The 22,038-nt window shown below is 51.1% G+C and carries 24 protein-coding genes; 10 read left to right on the top strand and 14 right to left on the bottom strand.

Translation table 11 applies throughout. The features are described 5' to 3' along the window. Window positions 1-60: 60 nt before the first annotated feature. A complete protein-coding gene (locus JCM10914_RS29395) occupies window positions 61-549 on the bottom strand; it encodes a hypothetical protein (protein WP_023965293.1) in 489 nt (162 codons plus the stop codon). Between the two features lie 40 nt (window positions 550-589). Between JCM10914_RS29395 and JCM10914_RS23130 the strand changes: the two genes are divergently transcribed. Both JCM10914_RS23130 and JCM10914_RS23125 read left to right on the top strand, forming a co-directional pair. After that, on the top strand, window positions 590-1,498 hold the full coding sequence (locus tag JCM10914_RS23130) for an SDR family oxidoreductase (protein WP_023965291.1): 909 nt from the start codon (window positions 590-592) through the stop codon (window positions 1,496-1,498). A gap of 59 nt (window positions 1,499-1,557) precedes the next feature. Then, complete coding sequence (locus JCM10914_RS23125) at window positions 1,558-2,010, top strand: hypothetical protein (RefSeq protein WP_023965289.1); 453 nt, start codon at window positions 1,558-1,560, stop codon at window positions 2,008-2,010. A gap of 53 nt (window positions 2,011-2,063) precedes the next feature. Here the strand turns inward: JCM10914_RS23125 and JCM10914_RS23120 are convergent, their stop codons facing one another. Together JCM10914_RS23120 and JCM10914_RS23115 are read right to left on the bottom strand one after the other, a co-directional pair. Then, the gene (locus JCM10914_RS23120) at window positions 2,064-3,794 is read right to left on the bottom strand and encodes a bifunctional ADP-dependent NAD(P)H-hydrate dehydratase/NAD(P)H-hydrate epimerase (protein ID WP_023965286.1); all 1,731 of its coding nucleotides are present in this window, start codon (window positions 3,792-3,794) and stop codon (window positions 2,064-2,066) included. A gap of 79 nt (window positions 3,795-3,873) precedes the next feature. Next, entirely contained in the window at window positions 3,874-4,506 is a 633-nt protein-coding gene (locus tag JCM10914_RS23115) for an NAD(P)-dependent oxidoreductase (RefSeq protein ID WP_023965284.1), read from the bottom strand. 353 nt (window positions 4,507-4,859) lie between these two features. Between JCM10914_RS23115 and JCM10914_RS23110 the strand changes: the two genes are divergently transcribed. Then, complete coding sequence (locus tag JCM10914_RS23110; RefSeq protein WP_023965282.1) at window positions 4,860-5,756, top strand: hypothetical protein; 897 nt, start codon at window positions 4,860-4,862, stop codon at window positions 5,754-5,756. 342 nt (window positions 5,757-6,098) lie between these two features. Here JCM10914_RS23110 and JCM10914_RS30875 read toward each other — a convergent pair whose 3' ends face one another. From JCM10914_RS30875 to JCM10914_RS23100, 3 genes are all read right to left on the bottom strand, one after another. Beyond that, window positions 6,099-6,452 carry a hypothetical protein gene (locus tag JCM10914_RS30875; protein WP_231638742.1) on the bottom strand — a complete coding sequence of 118 codons (354 nt, stop codon included), beginning with the start codon at window positions 6,450-6,452 and terminating at the stop codon, window positions 6,099-6,101. A 209-nt stretch (window positions 6,453-6,661) separates the two neighbouring features. Further along, complete coding sequence (locus JCM10914_RS30870) at window positions 6,662-6,850, bottom strand: MerR family DNA-binding transcriptional regulator (RefSeq protein ID WP_231638743.1); 189 nt, start codon at window positions 6,848-6,850, stop codon at window positions 6,662-6,664. 11 nt (window positions 6,851-6,861) lie between these two features. Continuing rightward, entirely contained in the window at window positions 6,862-7,842 is a 981-nt protein-coding gene (locus tag JCM10914_RS23100) for an alpha/beta fold hydrolase (RefSeq protein ID WP_023965276.1), read from the bottom strand. Between the two features lie 154 nt (window positions 7,843-7,996). Here JCM10914_RS23100 and JCM10914_RS23095 point away from each other — a divergent pair, with 154 nt between their 5' ends. Continuing rightward, window positions 7,997-8,899: a hypothetical protein gene (locus tag JCM10914_RS23095; RefSeq protein WP_023965274.1), complete on the top strand. Its 903-nt coding sequence runs from the start codon at window positions 7,997-7,999 to the stop codon at window positions 8,897-8,899. A gap of 163 nt (window positions 8,900-9,062) precedes the next feature. On the opposite strand, the gene JCM10914_RS23090 is transcribed toward JCM10914_RS23095, so the two are convergent. The 4 genes from JCM10914_RS23090 to JCM10914_RS23075 form a co-directional block, all read right to left on the bottom strand. Continuing rightward, window positions 9,063-9,290: a YezD family protein gene (locus tag JCM10914_RS23090; protein WP_023965272.1), complete on the bottom strand. Its 228-nt coding sequence runs from the start codon at window positions 9,288-9,290 to the stop codon at window positions 9,063-9,065. Between the two features lie 109 nt (window positions 9,291-9,399). After that, window positions 9,400-10,269 carry a sulfate ABC transporter permease subunit CysW gene (gene cysW / locus JCM10914_RS23085; RefSeq protein ID WP_023965270.1) on the bottom strand — a complete coding sequence of 290 codons (870 nt, stop codon included), beginning with the start codon at window positions 10,267-10,269 and terminating at the stop codon, window positions 9,400-9,402. A 14-nt stretch (window positions 10,270-10,283) separates the two neighbouring features. Then, window positions 10,284-11,132 carry a sulfate ABC transporter permease subunit CysT gene (cysT, locus tag JCM10914_RS23080; RefSeq protein ID WP_023965268.1) on the bottom strand — a complete coding sequence of 283 codons (849 nt, stop codon included), beginning with the start codon at window positions 11,130-11,132 and terminating at the stop codon, window positions 10,284-10,286. A 39-nt stretch (window positions 11,133-11,171) separates the two neighbouring features. Next, complete coding sequence (locus tag JCM10914_RS23075; RefSeq protein ID WP_036719711.1) at window positions 11,172-12,248, bottom strand: sulfate ABC transporter substrate-binding protein; 1,077 nt, start codon at window positions 12,246-12,248, stop codon at window positions 11,172-11,174. A 367-nt stretch (window positions 12,249-12,615) separates the two neighbouring features. On the opposite strand from JCM10914_RS23075, the gene sleB reads away from it, so the two are divergent. Continuing rightward, entirely contained in the window at window positions 12,616-13,275 is a 660-nt protein-coding gene (sleB, locus tag JCM10914_RS23070) for a spore cortex-lytic enzyme (protein WP_023965264.1), read from the top strand. A gap of 106 nt (window positions 13,276-13,381) precedes the next feature. Here the strand turns inward: sleB and JCM10914_RS23065 are convergent, their stop codons facing one another. Beyond that, window positions 13,382-14,293 carry a phosphotransferase family protein gene (locus JCM10914_RS23065; RefSeq protein WP_023965262.1) on the bottom strand — a complete coding sequence of 304 codons (912 nt, stop codon included), beginning with the start codon at window positions 14,291-14,293 and terminating at the stop codon, window positions 13,382-13,384. Between the two features lie 220 nt (window positions 14,294-14,513). After that, on the bottom strand, window positions 14,514-15,578 hold the full coding sequence (locus JCM10914_RS23060) for a lactonase family protein (protein ID WP_023965258.1): 1,065 nt from the start codon (window positions 15,576-15,578) through the stop codon (window positions 14,514-14,516). Window positions 15,579-15,755: 177 nt separating this feature from the next. Between JCM10914_RS23060 and JCM10914_RS23055 the strand changes: the two genes are divergently transcribed. The 3 genes from JCM10914_RS23055 (at window position 15,756) to JCM10914_RS23045 (ending at window position 18,050) form a co-directional block, all read left to right on the top strand. Continuing rightward, window positions 15,756-16,922 (top strand): copper amine oxidase N-terminal domain-containing protein, encoded by a 1,167-nt coding sequence (locus JCM10914_RS23055; protein ID WP_023965255.1) that lies wholly within the window; start codon window positions 15,756-15,758, stop codon window positions 16,920-16,922. A gap of 145 nt (window positions 16,923-17,067) precedes the next feature. Next, on the top strand, window positions 17,068-17,433 hold the full coding sequence (locus JCM10914_RS23050) for a mll3904 protein (RefSeq protein ID WP_023965253.1): 366 nt from the start codon (window positions 17,068-17,070) through the stop codon (window positions 17,431-17,433). 206 nt (window positions 17,434-17,639) lie between these two features. After that, window positions 17,640-18,050: a hypothetical protein gene (locus JCM10914_RS23045; RefSeq protein ID WP_023965251.1), complete on the top strand. Its 411-nt coding sequence runs from the start codon at window positions 17,640-17,642 to the stop codon at window positions 18,048-18,050. Between the two features lie 91 nt (window positions 18,051-18,141). Here JCM10914_RS23045 and JCM10914_RS23040 read toward each other — a convergent pair whose 3' ends face one another. Continuing rightward, window positions 18,142-19,530 (bottom strand): DUF4179 domain-containing protein, encoded by a 1,389-nt coding sequence (locus JCM10914_RS23040; protein ID WP_023965249.1) that lies wholly within the window; start codon window positions 19,528-19,530, stop codon window positions 18,142-18,144. Continuing rightward, window positions 19,523-20,050, bottom strand: coding sequence for a sigma-70 family RNA polymerase sigma factor (locus JCM10914_RS23035; RefSeq protein WP_036719729.1), 528 nt, complete (start codon window positions 20,048-20,050; stop codon window positions 19,523-19,525). Before JCM10914_RS23035 ends, JCM10914_RS23040 begins: the two co-directional genes overlap by 8 nt. A 560-nt stretch (window positions 20,051-20,610) precedes the next feature. Here JCM10914_RS23035 and JCM10914_RS23025 point away from each other — a divergent pair. Further along, on the top strand, window positions 20,611-21,390 hold the full coding sequence (locus JCM10914_RS23025; protein WP_023965243.1) for an MBL fold metallo-hydrolase: 780 nt from the start codon (window positions 20,611-20,613) through the stop codon (window positions 21,388-21,390). Continuing rightward, a complete protein-coding gene (locus JCM10914_RS23020) occupies window positions 21,326-21,913 on the top strand; it encodes a TetR/AcrR family transcriptional regulator (RefSeq protein ID WP_036719706.1) in 588 nt (195 codons plus the stop codon). The genes JCM10914_RS23025 and JCM10914_RS23020 overlap by 65 nt, the downstream gene beginning before the upstream one ends. The last annotated feature ends 125 nt before the right edge of the window (window positions 21,914-22,038 follow it).

The raw sequence follows: 22,038 nt of genomic DNA, 5'->3' as shown, positions 1-22,038 counted from the left end.
AAATTGTCAGAATTAATATCATCGTATCAATGAGACGGCGCATTTGTCAATGCAGATCGTTCAAGCCTTTCCCGGCTCGGGAAGGAGCGGAGCATACATCATCAAGGCATGATTCTCGGTAATCCACTCATCTTGCAGCAGCGTCTCACCCGGAAGTAATAAAAGTCCGTTTAGTTCGCCGACAGCGATCCGTAGATTGATCACCTTATGATGCTGATACCACATATCTACATCCCTTAATTGCCGCATTAACGGGGTCTGGTGCGCGAAGATTCGGTACTCTAGCGGCTCCAAGCTTCGGACTCGGGCGAGCGTTCCTCCTTTGCCCGTTATCCAGTTCAGGTAACGTTTGCAGGTAAAATATTGCTTCCCCGCCCAAAGTCGCAGCTTTGATCGTTGAATCGGCTTCATATCGTCGCTCTGCCTCCCCATAACCGCTGTATCATTTGGAAATATTCTAGCATATCCCGTGCTGACCGTTACGATAAAAATGGCTGCTTGGCATTTGCTTTGCACCCTGGTCTGGGCGAATGCATAGAGATACAACATCACCATTCCCCAAGAAACGTCATGAATCAGGAGGTATTATATGAAACCGCAGCATCCCCTTCCGTACGTCGGCTCCACAACAGTATGCGAGGATCAGCCCATCGCTTTTCCTCCACAACATCAATCCCATCAGCCTGGACTCGAGAGCCTGATGTCCCCCCGTCCGATCAGCGAGGATCCCGCATACCGCGGCAGCGGTAAATTGGAGAACCGAGTCGCGATTGTCACCGGCGGTGACAGCGGAATCGGGAAAGCGACCGCAATCGCTTTTGCCAAGGAAGGGGCCGATCTGGTCATTCCCTATCTATATGAAACGTCCGATGCCGAGCTGGTGAAGCAGCGCATCGAGCAGCTTGGAAGGCGCTGCATCCTGATCAAAATTGATCTGCGCTACAAGCAGAACTGCGAAAGGGTTGTCCAGGAAACGATCAGTTGCTTCGGCAGAATCGACGTTCTTGTCAACAACCACGCCGTCCAATATGTGCAGCACAACATTCTCGACATTACGGAAGAACAACTCCACCACACCTTTCAGACGAATATCTTCCCATTCTTCTTCATGATTCAAGCTGCGCTGCCGCACATGAAACCCGGCGCTTCGATCATCAATACGGCTTCCATCACGGCTTATGCCGGCTTCAAAGAGTTGATTGATTATTCGTCGACCAAAGGCGCCATCGTTTCATTAACCCGCTCATTGGCACTCAGTCTGGTCGAGCAAGGTATACGCGTAAATTCCGTCTCACCGGGGCCCGTATGGACACCGCTAATCCCATCCAGCTTCGCTGCAGAGGATGTCGCCGTGTTCGGCACCGATTCCCCCATGAAACGAGCGGCCCAGCCCTACGAACTGGCGCCAGCGTATGTATATCTCGCTTCCCACATCGATTCCGCGTACGTCACCGGACAATCGATCCACGTGAATGGCGGGCAGATGGTGACTACTTAGTAGTCAACCGAGATCCGGGATTTGAAACTGTCATGTGTATAACAAAAGGACGTGAATCAATGAATATGGATTACAAGGGGTCCAGCCGCATGGACATGGGGTATTACGCCCTGAACAAGCTGGCAAGCAGCGGCGCGATCATGCTGATCCTGGCGCTGTCCGGATGGATATGGCCGAATGGGGCCGACCAGCTGTCCCAATGGCTGGGAATCTCCATGCCGCACGAGTACTGGGTATATGGGTATGCGCTGACTGCTTCGCTGGTAGCGGATGCGATCCTATCCTTTATTCCTCTGCAGCGCATCCCCAAACAAGCTGCCTTATATGGGGCCACCGGTTTTCTATTCTTTGCCTTGTTCTTGGGTGGTCCGGAAGAACAGCAATGGGCACGAGCTATCGTAGGCGCGCTAACGCTCCTTATGTTTCTATGGGGTAAGCATGCCTTCTCCCGCACCTCTTTGGTCACCCTCTTCTTCGCCCTCATCATCCCGTTGCTCTGCTGGGTTCTCTAATTGGAATAGTCCGGCTTGCCGGTTGAAGTGGTGCACAAAAAAGGCGCTCTCGATTAGAGCGCCTCGATGATATCCCCCGCGATGATGGATGCGGGGTGATTGCGAAGCCGCGCGGCCTGTTCGCCAGCACGACCGTGCAGCCACACCCCAAGGGCGGCTGCCGCCGGACCGGCGCATCCCTGCGCCAGCAAGCTGGCGATGATGCCGGTCAGCACGTCCCCGGCACCTCCGGTGGCCATGCCGGAGGTGCCGGTGGTGTTGATGTAAGCCGTGCCGTCGGGCGCAGCCACAACAGTGCGCGCACCTTTGAGCACAAGTGTGACACCGTGCTCTGACGCGAAGCTGACCGCAGCACCGATGCGGTCCTGCTGCAGCCGTGCTGTCGGTATACCCAGCAGTCGGGACATTTCCCCCGGATGCGGCGTCAGTACGGTCGCAGCCGGCCTACGCTTCAAGTGGCGCAGGTCCTGAGAGTCGGATAGCATGTTGAGTGCATCCGCATCGATGACCAAAGGGCCATCCCACTCTTCCCACAGACGGCGAATCCAGGCCGAATCGTCCTGGAAACGTCCCAGGCCAGGACCGGCAGCCATAACATCCCGCGTCTGTGCCAGCTCCAATACTCGCTCAGCGGAAGCCAGGTTCCAGCAGCCTCCGCTTGTTTCATCCGTCCCGGAAACCAGCATCACTTCCGGCGCGGTACCGCTTAGCGGAAGCACAAGTGAATCGGGCACTGCCCAGCTTACAAGTCCGCACCCGGTGCGGAGCGCGGCGCGGGAAGCAAGCAGACCCGCCCCCGACATGGTGCGGCTGCCTCCAACCGTCAGCACATGACCGAAAGTGCCTTTATGGCCTTCGGGTCCGCGCGGACGATTCGGGTTGACGTTCAGCTCCGTACTTAGCACGTGCGGCGTAAGCAGGTACACCTGCGCGACACCAAGCTCGCGGCACAAGAACGGCGGAATGCCAATCGAGCGAACCACGACACGCCCAGCCTGCTCCGCGCCGGGATATTGGACAAGCCCTCGCTTGAGCACGGCAAGGCACACCGTCACATCCGCCTTAATGCATGGTTCATGGATCGCACCGGTGTCTGCATCAAGTCCGCTCGGGATGTCAGCGGACACGATCGGCAGGCCGCTATCATTGGCCGCCTGAATCAGCGCGGCATATGCGCCGCGAGGCGCGCCTGACGCGCCGGTACCCAGCAGCGCATCTACAATGCCGCTGCAAGCGCCCACGTCCACGTTATCCTTGCCGTGGACCAGAGCCGGGATGCCTAGCGCTGCCGCTGCATCCCGCTGCACCGCCGCCTCGCCCGCAAGCGTGCCCGGATCGGCTGCGTATACCAGCGTGACGCGCAGGCCCGCTTCACGCAAATGCCGGGCGGCAACCACACCGTCGCCGCCGTTATTGCCCTTGCCCACCAGCACGAGCCAATGCTCCGCAGCGGCCAGCGCGGTGGGCAGCAAGATATCGCCATCCTCCACATCGGATGGACGGCTTAACCGGTGCAGCGCACTGCTATCGCCTGCACCGGTTACATGACCATCGCCCATCAAACGGTGTTCGATATGTGGATGTGACCTCCCATCGTGATCTTTCGGCGCTTCGCACCCGGCCTTCGTGTATACGAAGCGTTCAGCCCGCCTCAGACACAGCTTGATCACCTCTTCAGCGATTGCTTTGCCTGCGTTCTCCATCAGCGCCAGCGCGGAAATGCCCAGCTTGTGGATGACATGCTCATCGAGCTTGCGCATCTGCTCCGCTGTTACGATATGCATCGCGGCTTCACCTCTCTACCATGATACGAGGACAAACAAAACCCTCGGAGGAACCCCTGCACTTATCCCAAATGCGAACTTAATAACCGACCGTGAACCTGGACTGTACGAATTGGGGATCGTCCAGCTCATCGATCAGTGCCGCGGCATAATCCTCGACCGAGATACGACTGCTGCCAGTCTCATCGGTCACCAAGCGATCCATGCCGATTCGGAAATTGCCGGTCCGTTTGCCTGGCTCGATAATGGCTGCCGGACTCACGTAAGTCCAATCCATTCCGCTATCCTTATACAACTCATACGCATCGGCATGCGCCCTGGCCAACGGCCGGACCTCTTCCGGAAATTCCGGAGTGTCCATGAGCGGAATTCCACTATCTGCGATAAGCGAACCCGCACCGCCCACAATGAGCAGACGCGTAATACCGCTGCGCTTGGTTCCCTCGATAATCGTACGCGCTGCCGCTACCATCTCTTCTTCCCGTCCAAATTGAGGCCCGTAAGCGCTAATGACAGCCTCTGTCCCGGACAGTGCCGCTTCTAATGAAGCAGGATCCATTACATCGGCCTTCACCTTCTTCAACTGTTCATGTTCCACGTCCAATCGCTCCGGATTGCGCATAACGGCTCTCACGCCATGTCCACGACGTAACGCTTCCTGCACAATTCGCTGTCCGATCGTTCCACTGGCACCAATAATGGCTATATTCATGTTCATCGCTCCTTAGACTTAAAATTATACTATATCATCCTTCTTCATATACGGCACCCATGTGTCCGGGATCGCAATCCATAGTTTACCCACACCCCGCCTCACTTAGGCAAGACTCTTCTCCTACTTAATTATCCGGATCTGAATATCTTTAAACGCTCAATATGCATCATTGCACCTACAAACAAGTCTATAGTCCTATTTATGACAATAAAATCACGACCGATAAATACATAAGCGCTGCATAAATACGAATATCTTTCTTTCATAATGACTTTAAGCGCATTGCTTACGTTGCATATATGTTGACTTATGTCTTGATGGATAGGTAAGGAAAAGGAGAAGGAACGTTTATGAAAAAGTATGGTCTACAATTACTGAAGATTTGTCTCGCCAGCAGCCTGCTGCTGCTCAGCAGTTTTTCGATGTATCCGCCTGGTCCTGCGGAAGCCAAATCCAGCCAGAAGGCGACTTGGTTCTGGGAAACCCCCTTAATCAAGGACTCTACGCCCGAAATTCTCGAATTTGCCAATAGTCAAGGGATTAACGTCTTCTATCTGCAAATGAATCGTGATGTGCGCCCGGAATATTATCGTGATTTTATTCGTAAGGCAGGCCGGCAGGGTATTGAGGTGCATGTACTTGGCGGCGCGCCGAATTGGGCACTGGAGTCCGAGCGCCATCGCCTGGAGACCTTTATCGAATGGACGGCGGAATATCAAGCTGCGGCTGCGCCGAATGAACGCTTTACCGGTATTCATGTGGATATCGAGCCCCACGTGCTCGGCGAATGGAGAACAAATTACGATTCTGTTGTACGGCAATGGCAAAATAACGTTCGCTATCTGGTAGACGGAGCCCGCTCCTTAAACCTGCCGATTGCATCGGACATGACGTTCTGGCTGCATACCTATAAGCTGCCCGATCAATCCGCTTCCCTTAGCAGCTGGATGATTCAGCAGTTTGATCAAATCGTCATCATGGCTTACCGCGATTCTGCGCAGCAGATTTATAACCTGGCCGCTGCCGAATTAGCCGAAGCCGATAAATATGGCAAGGAAGCCCTTATCGCCGTGGAGACGAAATCAAGCAACGAGGGCAATTATGTCACTTTCTACGAGGAAGGGACAGCCTTTATGGAACAAGAATTAGGTAAGGTAAATAAACTGGCCGCCAAGCATGCATCTTTTTCAGGGATTGCTATTCACGAATACAGAGCCTGGAAGGAATTGCATGACTTAGATCGGTAACGCATTATGATTCCAATATCAGTCAAAAAAAGAAGATGGCGCGTTCAAGAGGTTCGGTCCTCTAACGCGCCATCTTTGCTTTTCAGGTAACCGAGCAGTCAACCCCATCTGATCCGTAACACGTTTCATCTCAAACGGTTAACACGAGAAGCAGTACATAACCTACCGTCATCTTCGCCCGCTGAAACGGCGCCTTCTTCACCTGCACTTCCGTCATCTGGCCCCTCCCTCTCTTCCGTTAACTACTGCCTTATTACTTTAAATATATGCAGGTCGAATTTATTTGTTACCCTAAGGAAAATTTGTTTCCTTCAAGCAAATTAAACTTGGATGCCATACCATTCATTTACGATCATCATGGTGCTTCAACACGTCTGCCAGATAATCTTCTGCTGCCATTACGAGGTGACGCTCTCCGGCATTCCATTGTTCTCTATTGTTATCCACGGATAGAAAGGCCGCAAGAACCTGCTCATCGCCATCCGTCACTGTTTGAACCATTCCTTTCCATCCCTTCGCTAATGTTTCAGCTAAAGTCGACTCGATTGGAACTTTTGAAGCCTTATAAGCTGCTGCTTGTAGAGATATTTTTCTAAACGTATTGTAAAAATCTAAAACCATTTGCTCCGATGTGAAGACCTTCTGAAATAGTCTTGAGTCTTCTTCAGGAAATTCGTACTCTTTCCAAGCCGACATATCGACCTCATTCAACGATCGCATGAGATGAGACAACAACTCCCAGGGTACCTCGTATCCTTCCCTCATCAATTCCTTGGCCACATGTAATCCGTCAAGTTTGGCTTGGATGCTCTCTTTCTGTGAATAAAGCAGCGATTCCTGATATTCCAGGATACGTTCAATATCTTGATCCTCTATGTCCGTAATCAATTGTTCTTTGATCTTACTTAAAGAGAAGCCGATAGACCTATAAAACGTGATCTGTTCAAGTAGATACAGCTGTTGTTCAGAATAAACCTATGCCCTAGCTCATCTCGTGCTGCTCTCATAATCCCTTCATTATCGTAATACTGGATGGTTCGAGGTGTTAATCCTGACAGTTTGCTGATTTCTTTTACCGAATACTTTTTTACCATCATCCCATCCCTTATTCGAGTTTTTCTAAAAAAGCTTCAATCGTTTCTGACAACTCCTCGGGATACTCTCCATTAATAGCATGAGAGGCATCTTCAAATACTACCATCTCACTGGAAGGGTGTTTCAAAGAATCCACACCGGTTTGATACGACTTGTGAGAATGGTGCATAGTCGATTCTCCAGCCAAAATACCGAGCACCGGCAACGTCAATTCAGCTAATTGTTCCGGATTGATAGCTTCTGGCATGGGTAGCTTACTTTTGAATGTCCGCATCCCGGTTTCAATCAATCTCGCAGTCGGATCACTGTCATCAATTTCTGCCCCACCAGAAATATAGCTGAGCATTTTTTCCCTGATCGGTTTGGGTACGATTGGAACGGACGCAGGAATGGATGCTAGAATCATCTTTAATGGAATGGGGCCGAACACATAGACTGGATCCACTAATATGAGCGAATGAATGGGCTCCGGGTCATGGAGCGCTACATTAGCTGCACTCCAGCCACCGAATGACAATCCTAATAAGTTGATTTTCGATTCCGGCAGCTGATCCAGCACTTGTCCTAACCAGACAGCTTGGTCCGCGGCAGTTTCAATCCGCCTTGTTTCAATACTTAATCCCGGTTCTCCGATCAAATCAAGCGTGTACACAGGACGGTGTTCTAGGAAATCACTCAGGTTGGCTTCCCACATGGGTGTAGCCGATCCCTTACCCGGTAGTAGCAACAATGGTGTTTTATCAGGTGTATGGGCTTCCTGGAACTTGTAGAGCTGCACCTCGCCAAAATCAGTACGGATCCTTGTTGATTCTACTGGTTCTGGTAAATGACTCATCGCCTCATGATAAGAATTGGTATACTCGGTCTGTCCATCATCTGTAACAAAGCCACTCATTGAACCATCATCTTTGAATAGAAAGCCGATTAACGACAGTATAGCTAGTATCACCATTAGAATGATACCTAGAATCACCCATCTTTTTTTTCGCATCACTTCGATCCCCCCTTCAACTTCACTATAGGCTATGACGTGACGTAATACGCAACTCCCAAATGATCTATACAGCTACCTGTCACCAAATCGGCTTGAAATCCCTTCCTTCTTATGCAATAGTGAAAGGTAGAATATAGAAGGAGGGATCGGCTTGTCCCTTACGGAATGGATTGATGAAATCTTCGGCTCATTCGATGCGCTACTAGCTGTGATGCTTGCGGCCGCGATTTTCTCGGGCTTATACATTTACAGTGCCTCCCGTCTCCTTGGGGCTCGCAAAGACTCCCTGGCCCGCATTCGCCAGACGCTGTCGATCTACACGCGGCTCGTTGGACCGCTTAGCACCGTAATCAACCAGCCCAGTCGAACCGCTGTACCGGAAGACCTTCTCATCCGTTTGCTACAGGAATGCAAAGCGGCGGACCATCTGTCGCACGAACTTCGTCAACAGATCGATACATTTCTTCAAGACCATGACGAATCCAGATTAACGCGATTACATAGACAATTGAACCGGGAGATTGATTCACTTGTGCAGGAACGCGATCGTCTGGTCGAAAGACTGGAGAAACCGGGTTGGGGAATGGGATTATGGCTGCTGCTGAAGCCGGCGATACCCGCTCTGGCCCTTGCTGCTGTCATCTTATGGACGGCCCTGTTCTATCGGGATCTGCAACAATCCGCAAGCTGGGTCGATCCCGTCATCTGGAGCTTATGGTTATCCAGCATCGTAGCTACCATCTCATTCTATCGTCTGCTCATGGATTCCAAACGGAGATCGCACGGCGTTATATATACTTTCCTGCATCTACTGATTGTGGCGGTGACTCTGGTTAATCTAGTCTGGAGTGAAGCTGCTCCGTATGTCTTAACCACACAATTGTTAATATGCCTGGCCGGGTTTCGAGTCAATATGACTCGCAAGCGGCGAGAACGTCCTTACGTGGGTCATACTGAGCTCCTTGAGCAGTTCGCTCAGCCTGTTGAAGAGCCGATAAGCGAACCTGGTTCGATTGAGGCAGACGTAACCAGCAGTCCGCTAAGGTCGAAATAGCTTTGAATCGTTTGAAGCTTTCGTCCCATATTTCCAGCCCGTCTGCACACCAATGCCGGACGGGCTGATTGACGGTGTATATAGCCAAAAAAGAACCTCCGCATGATATTGCGGAGGTTCTTTAAACATGTACTTATTAAAGATTGCCGATTAAGTAATTGATCTACCTTGAACTCGTTCTTCGATTCGCTGACTGTCCACCCGTGCGCGGCGTTGCAGACGATTTGACGGTGCCGGAGGCCGTATTCTCAAACCGCTTGCGCTCCGTTCGTTCCATCTGAACGATCTGACCCTCATGCACTACAATTTGCAGCGAACCGAATTCCATGTCGTTCAGCAGACCCGCAATGCGTTCAAGCCACATCTCATCCACCTTTAGGGGTTTAGCCATGGATACGCCTCCTCACCGGGCAGAGCCATATTCTATGCGTCTCTTATTTAATCATTCTTTTCCAACCAACATAGTATGAATTAACATTAGCATGAGTTGGAAACGACTGTCAATGGGCATTTTTTCGTGTAAACCAATTTTTGAGTACAAGAGTAACGAGAGCTAGTAACAACAGTAACGAAGCCACCGCGAACGAAGCGGAGAATTGATATTCGTTATACAAAATCTCCACGTGCAGCGGCAAGGTGTTCGTCTCCCCCCGAATATGACCGGATACGACCGACACCGCTCCAAACTCGCCCATCGCTCTCGCGTTACACAGAATGATGCCGTACAGCAGGCCCCATTTGATATTGGGCAGGGTGACCTTCCAGAAGATTTGCCAGCCTTTGGCACCCAGCGTAACCGCGGCTTCCTCCTCGCTTGTTCCCTGATCTTCCATCAGCGGAATAAGCTCTTTCACTACAAACGGAAAGGTGACGAACAAGGTCGCCAGCACGATGCCCGGCACGGCGAAGATGATCTTGATATCATGAGCTCCAAGCCATGGCCCAAACCAGCCTTGACGCCCGAATACGAGTACAAAGATCAGACCTCCGATAACCGGCGAGACGGCAAACGGCAGGTCGATCAGCGTCACAAGCAAATTCTTCCCCTTGAATTGAAATTTGGTAATCGTCCAAGCGGCAATGACACCGAATATCGTATTCAGCGGAACAGCAATGGCAGCCACGAGCAAGGTTAGGCGAAGCGCGGATAGTGCATCCGGTTCGGTTAATGCCGCGATATACACGTCCCATCCCTTCTTGAGCGCTTCTGTCATCACCGTAACCAGCGGCAATACAATCAGCCATAGCAATACGAGCCCCGCTAATCCAACAAGCGTCCATTTCACCCACGTCTTCTCCCCAGCTGCCGGAGAGGAGGAGGGGGCGCTGCGTTTCGTCTTGGAAGCCGCAGCAGGCACAGAACCAGCCATTTCTCTTCCCTCCTTTAGCGCGCGGTTTTCCGCATCCAATGCTGTAGAATGTTAATGCCGAGCAGAAGAATGAAGGAGATGAGCAGGAGCAAGAGTGCGACTGCCGTTGCGCCTGCATAATCGAACTGCTCCAGCTTGGTCATAATGAGCAGTGGCGCGATCTCCGTCTTCATCGGCATGTTGCCCGAGATGAACACCACGGACCCATACTCGCCTACTCCGCGGGCGAATGCCAGCGCAAAGCCTGTCAGCAGCGGAGGAATCAGCGTAGGCAGAATAATGGTGCGGAAGGTGCGCCATCGGCCAGCTCCCAGAGTGGCTGCGGCTTCTTCGGTATCCCGTTCGGCATCCTCCAGCACTGGCTGTACCGTTCTTACGACGAACGGGATACCGATGAACATCAACGCGAGCGTAATTCCGAGCGGTGAGAAAGCGGCCTTGATGCCGAGCGGCTCCAGCAAGGAGCCGATCCAGCCGTTAGAGGAATAGATCGCGGTCAACGCAATTCCTGCCACGGCCGTCGGCAGAGCAAAGGGCAGATCGATCAAGGCATCCCATATCTTTTTGCCGGGAAAATCATATCGAACCAGCACCCAGGCCAATAACAGTCCCAAGATCGTGTCCACCAGCGCCGCCAGCGCTGCCGTCGTCAAGCTCACCCGGTAAGAGGCCAGCACCCTTGGATCGCTTGCGACCGCCCAGAATTTCTCCCATGTCAATCCGGTATGATTCAGAAGCAGCGCCGATAGCGGAACCAGAACGACCAGACTCATATACAGCATGGTAAGACCCATTCCGATTCCGAATCCGGGAAGTACGCGGCGGTGGCTCCGGCCTTGCTTCGTTACTTGGGGCAGACCCATATCCATTCATCCTCTCTTGCCTTCGGCTTGCAATGCCGATCAGCTGCCTGGCACGTAAATCTGATTAAAGATACCGCCGTCGTTGAAATGCTTGCTCTGCGTCTCTTCCCATGTTCCGAATACGTCCTTCAAGGTAAACAGCTCGATGTCCGGGAATTTATCTTTGAACTTCTCGCTTACGCTCGCCAGCGTCGGACGGTAGTAGTTCTCGGCAGCAATCGTCTGGCCTTCTTCGCTGTAGAGATATTGCAGATAAGCTTCTGCAACCTCGCGAGTGCCGCGTTTATCTACGTTTTTGTCCACGATCGCCACCGGTGGCTCGGCCAAGATACTATAAGAAGGATTGACGATCTCAAATTTATCCGGTCCCAGCTCATTGATCGACAGGTAAGCCTCATTCTCCCAAGCCAGCAGCACGTCGCCGATACCTCGCTCTACGAATGTTGTCGTTGACCCCCGCGCCCCGCTGTCCAGTACAGGTACATGGGTGAATAACTCCTTGACGAATTCCTGCGCCTTCGCTTCATCGTTGTTGTTATGCTTCAGTGCATAACCCCAGGCTGCGAGGTAGTTCCAGCGTGCACCACCCGAGGTCTGCGGATTCGGTGTAATAACCTCTACTCCGTCCTTGATCAGATCCGGCCAATCCTGAATGCCTTTCGGGTTGCCCTTGCGAACGAGAAATACGATGGTCGATGTATACGGCGCGCTATTATGTTCGAATTTGCTCTCCCAGCCCTCATTGATCAGACCTTCTTGACGAATCGCATCAATGTCATACCCAAGCGCCAGCGTAACCACATCAGCCTCTAACCCGTCGATAACGGATCGACTCTGCTTACCCGAACCGCCATGTGATTGCTTAAAGGTAACCTTCTGGCCCTGCTCTTGCTCCCAGTGTGTCGCAAATGCCTTATTGTATTGGTCGTATAGTTCACGAGTCGGATCATAAGAAACGTTAAGCAGTTCGATGCTTGCCTTGCTTGAACCCGAAGCAGGCTGATCTTCCTGTGGAACAGCGGCCGTATCTGTTTTTGTTGTGCCGCAAGCTGCAAGCGATACACTCAACATTAATGTTAACCCTGCGAGAACCCCTTGTTTGAACACCTTTTTCATATGGATCACTTCTTCCCCTATTATTCTCTACTAAACAGGCATCAAGGTAGCACAAAAAGACGGAGGAAAGCTCGTCAAAATAAAGTCAAACCGGCCATGATAAACCGTGCCTGCTCATTCTTCGAGCGTTCCTCCGTCGATACGGTGAGAACAATATAATATAATTCCTACCTGTTTAGTATGTTATGTTGTTATTGTAATGAGCCTCTGCCTGTTTGTCAAACCTTTTTTTTCAAAAATTTTCAAGTTATACTCTCTCGTTCTGAAGAACCATTTTAGGGGCTGTAAGTGCAGCAACCACGCTGATTTCCATTTACTGATGGTTGTATGAACCCCTTTCCATCTTTATAATTCAACCCGGAAGGAGATGGTCACAATCAAAAGACAATCATGGAAGACAATTACTGCTCTATTCCTGAGTATTCTTCTATTCATACCCTTATTTGCCCCTGCAGCAGAGGCGGCACCGCTCCTAAAACCAGGGAGCTCTAACGGAGATGTATGGGATCTTCAATATCGCCTGAAAACGCTGGATTTCTATACCCAGCCGCTGGATGGTCAATACGGGCCTAACACCACAGCAGCCGTTAAGCGTTTCCAGCAGGAGTACGGTGTTCCGGCGGACGGAATTACCGGCGCACTGACCTGGAGACAATTAAAGAAATATACGTTAAACCAAGCCGAAATGGACATTATGGCTAAGGTCATCTATAGCGAAGCACGCGGCGAACCTTACAAAGGACAAGTTGCCGTTGGCGCGGTTGTCATGAATCGTATTCAATCTAGTGAATTCCCGAACGATATTCGCGGGGTCGTCTTTCAGCCAAGAGCTTTCACCGCAGTGGATGATGGCCAATACTGGTTGACCCCTGATCGTACCGCTTATCTGGCGGCATTCGATGCTGTCCGCGGGTGGGACCCGACTTACGAATCGCTCTATTATTTCAATCCCAAAACAGCAACCAGTAAGTGGATATGGACAAGGCCGCAAGTCGTGCAAATCGGCAATCATATTTTTGCTCATTAATCTACGGAATCATCATGAATAAAGAAGCAGTTTGAGGCCCGCTTCGGCTTCAAACTGCTTCTTCTGTTATTTCGATACACCAGCCGACTTATAAACGCCCTTCCTTCTATATATAAGTCAACAGCTGCTTCGCATTGCGCTTCATGTCCTCTGGACGCTGTCTGTAAGCGCTGTAAGCGATATGATCGAGGCCAATGTGAACAAGGCAGCACAGAAGACGCTCTTTCATCTGAAGCGGTCGCCCACCGTGTTCGTCCCAGTGGCGGTCTAGAATTTCCTGCAAGTCAATGTCCTGCCACCCCGGATACCACGGCCACCAGTACAGAAACCACGCAATATCATAGAGAGGATCGCCGTAGAATGCATTCCCCCAATCGATGACCCCGGTCAGCCGACCTCCACTCACCAGCACGTTCCGATTCAAGAGATCACTATGGACGATTCCCCGATGCTCACTTAACTGTGGTAACCGTTGACGCAATGTATCCACCCCGGCATCGAATACCTGTGCCTCATACGGAGAGGCATCGAGTCGCTCACGCCAGCCTGGTAGGCGATCTCTGGGTTCAGCTACGGATAGAAGCTTAACCGCCCAATCATGACCGGCCCCCTTCGGATACCAAATGCCAACTTGTTGCGTAGCTGTGAAGTCAAACCTCTGGAAGTCATGAAGAGCGCCTAGCAATTGTGGCAGGACCAGCCGCATCTCAGGCTCGCTCAGCTCATCGAGATGTATTCCCGCTACTCGCTTGGATACGGCATAATAGCCGCTCTCCGTCTCACCTACCTCTAGAACCTTCGGAATCGGAAGCGTTTCAGAGGAATAGAAGCCCATTGCGCGATCCTTTTCGAAGTCCTCCGAATGGGCGCCGAAGCGAATAACCATATCTTCCCCGTCTAGCAGAAAGGAGTAGGCTTTAGACCAGTCCCCGGCCGCAAGGGGCAAGAGGTCACGGGCCCGTTCGCCAAAGCGTTCCTTCACAAAACGATGCGCAGCTTGCATAACATCCTCCACCATACTTCCTCCTTATAGAAATTGCTTGGGGTTAGCCTCCTATATTTAATGCTTCGCTCTTCGATTAGCCCCGTACATACCTAATTTGAAGACGGCGTATGCCGTTAAACCGAGTTTGCCATGATTGAAACAAGGGCTGCCACCCGGCAGCCCTTCTGGTCTTGAACTATGCTGCAAGGTATCTGCACCATGAGCTTCATTCAATTAGCTCGTTTAACAGCTCTCATGCCTTCGCTTTCTCCACAGGACAGATGCACACCGGACGCGTAACTTCTAACGTATAGCCGGTGGCAACGAGATTTCCCGTATCCGGGTCCAAGCGGTAGCTTGCGATCAAGCCGCTGTCCTGATTCGCTGTCAACAGGAAGCCGTCCGGCAGAATATTGAAGTGGCGCGGTGTCTTACCGCCGGAAGAAACCCAGTTCACCGCACGCAGCGTTCCTTCCTCTTCATCGATGACATATTGTACGATACTGTCATGCCCCCGGTTGGAGGCATACAGATAACGTCCGCATGGCGACACGAGCAGGTGCGCTGACGTGTTATTCTCCATGACTACATCTTCCGGCATCGTTGAGATATGCTGAAGGATTTTCAAATCGCCGAACGTTGTGTCATTGGCATAAGCCGTTACCGTGCTGTTCAACTCATTCGTACCGTACACCCACTTCCCTGTCGGATGAAAAGCAACATGACGCGGGCCGGCTCCTGGCGGAGCACTGATCTCACGATGCGTGACCAGCTTGCCGTCTTCCAGACGATACAGATTCACATCATCCATTCCCAGATCACTAACGACGATATATTTGTTGATCGGATCCTCGAATATGGAGTGCGGATGAGCCTCGGACTGACGATCATCACGAAGGCCACGTCCACTATGTTTAATCTTTGAGGTTACCTCTCCGACTCTGCCGTCCTGCTCCAGCGCCAATACCGAGATCTGTCCATCGCCATAGCCGGTCGTCAACAGATACTTCCCATCGGCAGTACGGGATACATGGCACGCACCCGATGAACCGGTACTCTGTACATTTAACAGCGTTAACTCGCCGCTTACCAGGTTCGCCGAATATGCCGACACTTCGCTCTCACCCTTCTCACTGGCAGCATAAAGGACTGAAATAGACTCATCAAAATCGAGATAGGTCGGATTCTCAATCCCCGCAGTCCCCCCCAGAAGGCGAAGCTCGCCTGTAGCGCGATCCATGGCGCCCCAATGAATCCGGTTCTCATCCTCCGAGCCGTATGTACCTATGTAAAATATCAATTCCTGCCCTGTTGCCATGTGATCCACTCTCCTTGTTATATTGTGAATAGAGCCGATAAACGACTCGATGCTTTACTATGTATTACCCAGTGCCGCCCACTTCGAAGAAATGTATTGCCGCTAATAACTTTATCATGTAATATTTACCACAATTACATCCCTATTCTACCATTCGTTAAAGGAGATGACATCTACTTGAAGAAAAAAATCAGCCTTATCGCCATCACGCTGCTGTTCGTATTCGCGAGTGCCGTACAAGCCGCTCCTGCGAAGGCGCAGGCAAGCATCCGCGTCTATCTGGACGGACAGGAGATCAAATTCCAGGCACCACCAGTCATGAAGAACGGTGTCACCTTCGTGCAGTTCCGACCGCTGTTTCAAGCGCTCGATTACTCGGTCCAATGGAATAACACAAACAAGCAAGTTACGGGTACATACATCGACCAGAAGCTTCAGATGACGATCGGGCAGAAGACGGCCTACGTGAATGGTGTAAAGACCACACTAGAGATTGCACCTTTTACTGAATCCGGCAATACGTTGGTCCCACTCCGGTTTGTAGCGGAAGCTACGGGACTACCTGTCAAGTGGGACCAGAAAGCGCGCACGATCCACATTGATCGCCAAGGCGCGATCGATAAGGCGGAGGCTGCGGCGACCAAACTTTATCAAGCGCTGGATGCAGCAGAGACCGCCAAGAACCTTGAGCTGGCTAAGCAATCCATCCTTCCGAAATCGCCGGCCCTGGCCTACCAGCAGGAACTCTACGATGAACAATTCAAGCGCGACCTGAAAGTATCCAGTCGAGTACTGGAGGTTACGGTGGCCGGCTCTTCCATTCATGCCTTCACGGCGCGCAGCTTTGAACGGGTTAGTGGACCGTTCTCCTGGGATGCGACAATCTATTATGAGTCGTTGCTGAAGAAAGATGCCGGCGGCAACTGGAAGCTGCATGACATCAACGAATATGATATGGAATATCTGGTAAGCGATGAACTGCTTGATGCTAAGCCTAACGTGCCTGAGAACGTACAGAAGGCCATCAGCGAGACGATTGATACACAGTACAAAGGCTTTAACGATGAAGACGGGCCGCTACTCATGTCGGTCATCCATCCGGAGTCATCATTCTACGATATTTTCAAGACCAGCATCGATGAAGGGATCTTTGATGAAGTTAACTTCAACCTCAAGGCTGAGGTGATCCGCACCATATTCCATCAAGGAGATGATGCGGTCCTCTATATCGAAGAGGTCGATGATGCCGACGGCGATATGTTCTACAGCACTTCGCTATACTGGCTCAAGCAATCTGGCGGCAAATGGTTGATCTATGATGTGCTTGAACTCGATATTCTATAAATTCACTTAAGCGTTCTATCATAGTGGGGCCGATGATCCTGAAAAGGATGGTCGGCTCTTTTTTTTCAGACAGAATGTCCTGCTACTGGTCTACTTTACAGCCTATGGCATATATCATAGTAGTAATCCTTAAAGGAGGAATTTCATGGGAATCCGCTTAATCAAAATTGCCGTCGTCTATTTTGTCATCGGGGTATTGCTCGGCATGTACATGTCCATCTCCCATAGCTACGACTACGCTTCGGTGCATGCGCACGTGAATCTTCTCGGTTGGGCTTCATTGGCCCTTGCTGGCGTGATCTATCATATATTCCCTGCTGCGGGTGAGTCCACCTTCGGTAAAGTCCACTTCTGGCTGCATAACATCGGTCTGCCCATCATGATGATCGGTCTCTTCCTGCTTATGAGCGGTGTCGAGCCGGTCGAGCCGGTTATTGCTGTAGGTGGCATACTCGTTACGCTGGGTGTACTCGCTTTCCTGTACAATGTTTTCACGCAGGTGAAAAAGTAAAAATTGTTCCCTTCATTTGAAATATAGTCATCTTATGGTAGAGGGTATCTCAAAAGATCCTAGATCTTGCGAGATGCCCTTTTCTCGCGGTTTGAAGACACGGCGCGTAAGCGACGCAGTAATAACACTCCGGGATGGGTGTGGGTCAGCATGACCGACTTTTGGGTATAAAATAAATACCTTTCATTGAAGGAGGAATCATACTAATGAAATCGACAGCAGATATACAAGTTCATTTCAACTGCCATCAATGCGAAACGGATATCCGGGTTACGTTCCGTACACAGCAATTTACGACCTTGCAGTGCCCGCGATGTCAATATAGCCATTCCTTAATGAAACCCACCATCGGTCAGGAAATCCTGCTGGATTGGGAGAAGGAAGCCGCCTTCCAGAAAATACGGGCTGACCAGACCGAACACGACAAGATGGAGCTGATGCTCCTTGTCATTAAGGTCGTCGAGCTGCTGACCTGGAGAGATGAGGGTAACGGACAAGTCCGGGCCATCGAGACCCTGCGGCAGTGGCTGCTGCTGAATGGCGTACCCAAGGCACTCGTCGAGCTGCTCGACGCTAGAGGCCCTGACGGCAGTTCCCCTACCGAGCACCGAGTTTAACCATCAAAAGCGTGAATCCTTATATAGGTACAACTTAGAAAAAGGAACTGCCCTGTGCAGTTCCTTTTCGCGCGGAAGATTCTCCCTGGTTCTATAGTATGGGCACTCGCAAACCTTGTTTCATAACACCAGGATAACTGCTCAATTCAAACGTCAGTGGTTGTGGATAGGTTTCCGGTTCGAGATAGAGGTATTGCGTCATTTTATTTATCCCCCCCGCAGAATCAGATCGTGTCGAGAAGCTAATGCCTCTCCCTGTATCGAGTGTATGTTCGTTCCCTTCGCCATCCATAAATTCAGGCTTGATTGAGACACTTCCCCTATTACTGTCTACTTTCTCTTCGTATTCCAGGGTCAGGGTATGTTCCGCATACTCACCAAAACGAATGCCTCCGTCAGGTGATCGGAGTACCTGCCCTTTATCTGTGTCCACGACTACCGTCATTTCCGCAGGATCAACGGCATGGAAGCCCCCCGCCTTCAACGTGATCGACTCCGGATTGTCCAGGATGTTACTTGCGAAGAAATACGTCATCTCGTCACCTTCACCTGGTAAGAATGCGGAACCGCTCCCTAAGCGAACCGGCTGTCCGTCCACAACGGATTCTAAATACACATCCCATAAACCGGTTACCTTCATGGTGTTGCCGGAGGGAACCTTGGCCTTCAGTACGATGCCGGCTGGTGACAGCACAGCTTCCACCAAATAGAACCGCTGCTTCTCAATCTGCAGCATCTGGTTCAGCGGAACGGTTTTAACATACTCGCGAACAGTACCCAGATCCAGCGTTACATTGATATCGAGCACTTGTTCATTCTCGGTTTTGCGATCATACACGGTGTTGGTTGAATACGGCGCTATCGCAAAAGAGAACGTCAGATTCTGCTGCAGCTGGCCGCTTTCTTGCATAAAAACATTCAGTTGAGCCTGATGAGTGCCTTTACCCAGCTGATAACCTCCGGACGAGCCTACACTATAAGGCAACTCTTCAGCGGATCCTTGACGTTTGATCTCCACTCTCTTCACGTCCAAGGGCACTTCTGTCTTATTCTCGATGGTATAAAAAATCTCCATTTGCTGCGTGCCGATTAATATGCCGTTCACGGTTACCCTGTAATCGCCTTGGTCCGCCGATTGATGGATCGGCTGGATCAGGCCGTGTTTATTGGCTGTGTTCAGCGTAATATCCTCACCCAGATCAAATCCCGTCAATGGGGGATAAGGCCCTTGAGCCAATTGATGCTTAGGCCCTACTAAGCTGCCCGGAACACTTCCCCACATAACCAGCAGCAAGGCGGCGGCTAGAACCACCGCAATGGCCGAGAAAGTGCCCCGTCTGCTTCTGTACTGTAACCTGCGCTTCCCGCCCCGAATGCCGCTTCGAATCACCGCATCCAGCGCTTCGTCAGATACGGCTTCGGTATTGTCCGCCGTCTCCCGTTTCATCTCCCGTAGCATCCGTTCTTCCTTCTCAAACATGAAGCATCACACCTCCCGGGCCAATTTTATGCTTCAGCAGCTTCAACCCCTGATGTATTCGAGTCTTCACCGTGCCCTCGGGACACTCCAGGATGTTCGCGATATCTGCAATGGTCATATCCTGGTAATACTTGAGGATCAGTACATGCCGATATTTAGGCTTTAATCGTCCCAAGGCTCGTTCCAGATCGAGCTTGCTGTCACTGATCATCTCGGTCGATGCTCCCGTATTCGGAACGTGATCAACCGGCACCATCCGTTTCCTTCGCTTCTGCTCATCCACGCACAGATGAATCAGAATTCGGATGATCCACGGCACAAACGCTTCGGGCTGCTTCAGCTTCCCGCACTTCATCCAAGCCCGGCATACCGCCTCCTGCAGCAGCTCCAGCGCGTCACCCTCATTGTGCAAATAACTATATGCGATCTGATACAGACGCCTGCGGTGGATCGTAACGAGGGCATAAAACGCCTCCTCATCGCCCTTGCAAGCCGCCCGAGCAAGCTCCAGCTCCTCCATGTTCTTCAACTTCCCTTCCTCTCCCGGTCTCTCGATCTTTAACATCTATATAGTAAAGACTGCGAAGCACCACCAAAACGTTTTTTAATTTTTCCTCACAAAAAAAAGCCTGCCTTGACGGCAGACGGACGCTTTATTGCTATATGATCAAGCTTAGCTAACCTCGTCTTCTACGTCTTTTGAACAGGTAATGATAGCCCAAGAATCCGATGCCGCACAAAAGTAACAGGAGTGCCGAAAACCAGATGACTGGAAGCAGATAGGGCGCATGTTGACTGGCCACGTAGAGCAGCATTGCGGATAAGACATACATCACCATCAAAATAACGATGCGTTTGAATATATCCATATCCGTCCGCCCCTCATTGTTTTGATGAAACGCAATCTACAGTATTTACCGTAATTCTAACTTTATGGTAACGCATATCCTTCCATATTGCATTCAATATTTGGTAGAAAAAAGTTTTTTTTTATTTTAGTAACATTTAGCATTGCATAAACTAATAACATTAGTTATTATACTAATATAATTAGTTAACAACGAAAGGGGTTTATTATCCATGATTAAAACGACGATAGCCCAAGTAACGCAAGTATCATTCCTCCCCCGCCTTTTCCCAATCAACGTATACCTCGTTGAGGAGAACGATGGTTTAACACTTATTGATGCCGGTATGTCTTTCACGCAGAAAGGGATCGTTCGTGCCGCTGCCGCGATGGGTAAGCCCATTACACGCATTGTATTAACCCACGCTCATGGTGATCATGTCGGCGCACTCGACGGGTTAAAGGCCGTCTACCCCGATGCCACCGTATATATTTCGCAGCGCGATGCTGAATTGTTAAAAGGCAACAGCGCGCTTCAGCCGGGGGAACCCCAGACTCCCGTTCGTGGTGATTTGCCCAAGAATATTCAGACCGTTCCTGATGTCCTGCTGAAAGATGGCGACACGGTGGGCTCTCTGTTAGCGATAGCGACCCCAGGACATACACCCGGACATATGGCATTCATGGATCAGCGCTGCCGCATACTGATCGCTGGCGATGCTTGGCAGACCCGAGGCGGATTAGCCGTATCCGGCGTCCTTAACCTCTGGTTTCCGTTCCCCGCCATAGCGACGTGGAATAAAGAGCTCGCACTACAGAGCGCTGCCGCACTGACCGCGCTGAAGCCTACCGTTCTGGCTGTTGGCCATGGCAATATGCTGAAAGACCCTGTAGAACAAATGCAGCAAGCGGTCAACAGGCAGAATCTCTCCTCAAGGAGCGTACAACATGAGTCCAAGACCCGGTATCGATCGACTTCATCTACTTCAGACCGCAGCAGAACTTGCAGATGAGAGCGGATTTCATACGATTACCTTGGCAGCGCTAGCAGGCAGACTCGGAGTCCGCTCTCCCTCTCTATATAATCATATCGATGGGCTGCCAGGCCTGCACCAGGCCTTAACCCTGTGTGGCCTTCAGGTTCTTCAGCAGCAGCTGTTGAACGTGCTGGCTGGACGTTCCGGCCAAGATGCGCTTCGCCATGCCTGTCTCACCTATGTTCATTTCGCTAGAACCCGGCCTGGATTATATGAAGCTGCCCTGCAGCCGATTCTGCCGGAGCAGAGGGAGATACAGCAGGTTGGCGACCAGATCGTAGAACTGCTTCTGCAAGTGCTGGCCCCCTTCTCGCTGGAGCGAGCGGAAGCCCTTCATACGGTGCGCATGCTGCGAAGCTTATGCCACGGCTTTGCCTCTCTGGAGCGTGCCGGTCAGTTTGCACTCGACTTGGACCGGAACGCAAGCCTGGAGTTCATGATAACCGTGTTCATCGATGGTTTGAACCTGCATGAGGACGATCATGAGCATAATGTTTAGCTAATGACCTTGCAAGTGTCTACATCACCCTCGACCCCTTAAGCCGCCTGATTTTGTGTGAGATCAGAATATGCTATAATCGAAGCACAGCATCTCGGATGTTATCTTAATTAGGGAAAGAGGTT

It is taken from the genome of Paenibacillus sp. JCM 10914 (assembly GCF_001315105.1).
Taxonomy (GTDB): Bacteria; Bacillota; Bacilli; order Paenibacillales; family Paenibacillaceae; genus Paenibacillus_AQ.
Note: the sequence above shows the minus strand (reverse complement) of the source record. Positions and strands in the feature narration are given on the sequence as shown.